The sequence below is a fragment of the Kitasatospora sp. NPDC059146 genome (assembly GCF_042786665.1).
Taxonomy (GTDB): domain Bacteria; phylum Actinomycetota; class Actinomycetes; order Streptomycetales; family Streptomycetaceae; genus Kitasatospora.
Genome location: NZ_JBHZCY010000002.1, coordinates 1 through 2,717, shown reverse-complemented (window position 1 = coordinate 2,717; position 2,717 = coordinate 1). Strand labels below are relative to the sequence as shown.

At 75.8% G+C, this 2,717-nt stretch carries 3 protein-coding genes; all 3 read left to right on the top strand.

From position 1 onward, the window contains the following. Positions 1 to 261: 261 nt before the first annotated feature. A complete protein-coding gene (locus tag ACFXPX_RS00955) occupies positions 262 to 1,251 on the top strand; it encodes a TIGR03619 family F420-dependent LLM class oxidoreductase (protein ID WP_380638960.1) in 990 nt (329 codons plus the stop codon). Positions 1,252 to 1,395: 144 nt separating this feature from the next. Further along, positions 1,396 to 2,106, top strand: coding sequence for a DUF3152 domain-containing protein (locus ACFXPX_RS00950; protein ID WP_380638958.1), 711 nt, complete (start codon positions 1,396 to 1,398; stop codon positions 2,104 to 2,106). A gap of 156 nt (positions 2,107 to 2,262) precedes the next feature. After that, positions 2,263 to 2,717, top strand: a 455-nt coding sequence (locus ACFXPX_RS00945; protein WP_380639128.1) for a glutaminase, incomplete at its 3' end; no start/stop codon positions are given.

Sequence of the window (2,717 nt, the reverse complement as noted above, 5' to 3'; positions counted from 1 at the left end):
GGGGGGGGGGTGGGGGGGGGGGGGGGGGGCGCGTGCCCCCCCCCCCACCACAACAGCCGATTCCGACGGCGATCCCCAGGAACACGCCGCACGGGTGGCACCTTCGAGTGGTTCCGGGAACCGGCGGCGCCGCCCGCCCGACGGCAGCCCCGGCAGAAGCCCCGACGGGAGTCCAGCGGGAGCCCCCGACGCCTGGCGTTCCGGGCACCCGTCGGCCGACACTGGGTGCTCCGACCCCCGCACGGAAGGCGGAAGCACCCCATGCCGCTCGGACTCGCCCTCCCCCAGTACGGCCGCTTCGCCGACCCCGCCCTGACCGTCCGGATCGCCGCCGCGGCCGAGGCGCTCGGTTACGACCGGCTCTGGACGGCCGACCGGCTCCTGGTCGCCAACGCCCCGCGGACCCCGTACCCCGGCGGCAGCGGCGCCGTTCCGGAGAGCCATCGGACCTTCCTCGACCCGCTCACCCTGCTGACCGCCGCCGCCGGCGCGACGAGCCGGGCGCGCCTGGGCACCAGCACGCTCAACGCGCCCTGGTACCCCCCGGCCCTGCTCGCCCGCACCCTGACGACGATCGACCTGCTCAGCAACGGCCGCCTCGACGTCGGCTTCGGACTCGGCTGGTCCGAGGACGAGTACGGGGCGGTCGGCGTCCCGTGGCGGGGCCGGGCGGCCCGGCTGGAGGAGACCCTGGACGTGCTGGAGGCGTTCTGGACCGGGGGCGCCGACGTCCGGCACACCGGTGCGCTGTGGACCGTCCCGCCGTCGACCGTCCTGGCCCGACCGGCCCAACGGCCGCGCCCGCCCGTCCTGTTGGGCGGGGTGAGTCCGGCCGCGCTGGAGCGGGTCGGGCGGCGCGCCGACGGCTGGCTGGGCGTCGGCCTGCCGCTGCCCGCCCTGCGCCCGCTCTGGGAGCGCGTCTGCGACTCCGCCCGGGCCGCCGGCCGCGACCCGGGGGCGCTGCGCCTGGTGCTGCGGGTGAACCCGGTGGTCACCGCCGGCCCGGCGCCCGAGGGCGACGTCCCCCAGCGCGGCACGGTCGCCCAGATCGCCCACTACCTGGCTTCCACCGTACGGGAGTTGGGCGCGGAGCCGCTGATCGACCTGCACCACGCGGCGCGGTCCCCGGAGGAGTTCCTCTCCCTCGCCCGGGAGTTCCGCGACGCCCTGGCGCTCCCGCCGTCCCCTACCCTGGCCCCGACACCCGCAACAGGACTGAACCCTCCGCCGCAACCGGACCGTTCCTCCTGATGTACGCCGTTTTGAGCCCGCCCAGGAGCACCACCACCATGTCCGACACCGCCGCGCCCCCGACCCACCGAATACGCCGGACGCACGGCCGTGCGGCGGCGGGCCGCGGCCCCTGAACGGGGCCCCCGCCCCCCCCCCCGGCCGATGACGGCGGCCGCTGCCCGCCCGCGCCGTTGGCGGCGCCTGCGGCCCTGGCACGCCGCGCTCGCCCTGGCCCTGGTCGCGGCGGTGACCGCCGGCCTGCTGTGGTGGCAGCCCTGGCGCAGCGGCGAGCCCGCGCCGCTGGCCTTCACCACCGCCCCCGGCGGCTCCGCCCGCTTCGGCACCGGGGAGCACCTGTACCGCTACAAGGTGCGGGTGGAGGACGGCATCGCGGAGAGTCCGGCGCAGTTCGCCGCCGAGGTGGACGCCGTCCTCGGCGACACCCGGCGCGGCTGGGCGGCCGGGGGCACCGCGTCCTTCGAGCGGATGGCCGCCGACCCGGTGGACTTCACGGTCTACCTGGCGACCCCGGGCTCCACCGACCGGATCTGCGGCCAGTACGGGCTGGACACCGGCGGCTGGGTCAACTGCGGCGTCCAGCACCAGGTGGTGATCAACCTCAAGCGGTGGACCGAGTTGTCCGAGTTCTACCGGAACCAGCCGGAGCTGTACCACGCGCTGGCGATCAACCACGAGGTCGGGCACATCCTCGGCAACGGCCACGTCGACTGCCCGGGCCCGGGCGCCCCGGCGCCGGTGATGATGCAGCAGATCAAGGGCCTGCACGGCTGCGTCCCGAACGGCTGGCCCTACACGGACTCCGGCACCCTGCTGACCGGCCCGCCGGTCCAGGCGCCGACCGACGCGCCGTAGCGCCAGCCTCCCGGCACGCCACGCACCGCACCCCCGCCTGGCGCACAGCACTCCCCCGAAGACGGATAATCACAGGTCGGACGGTGCCCGTACCCGTCCATACCCGTCCGTACCCGTCCGCGCGTGGAGTGAAGAACCTTGTTCGATGTGGAGAACCTGGACTACCCCGTCCTGCTGGCCGCCGCCGAGGCGGCCGCCCGGGCGACCACGGGCCGGGGCCACGTCGCCGACTACATCCCGGCCCTCGCCGAGGCCGACCCGGAGGCCTTCGGCATGGCCGTGGCCACCGTCGACGGCGAGCTGCACGGCGTCGGCGACTGGGAGCGGCCGTTCTCGATCCAGAGCGTCTCCAAGCTGTTCTCGCTCGCCCTCGCCCTCGCCTACAGCCCCGACGGCGGCGAGGACCTCTGGCGGGGCGTCGGCCGGGAGCCCTCCGGCAACCCCTTCAACTCGCTGGTCCAGCTGGAGACCGAGCACGGCATCCCACGCAATCCGTTCATCAACGCGGGCGCCCTGGTGGTCACCGACCGCCTGCAGTCCCTGACCGGCGACGCCTCCGGCGCCGTACGGCAGTTCCTGCGCCGCGAGTCCGGCAACCGGCTGCTGGACAC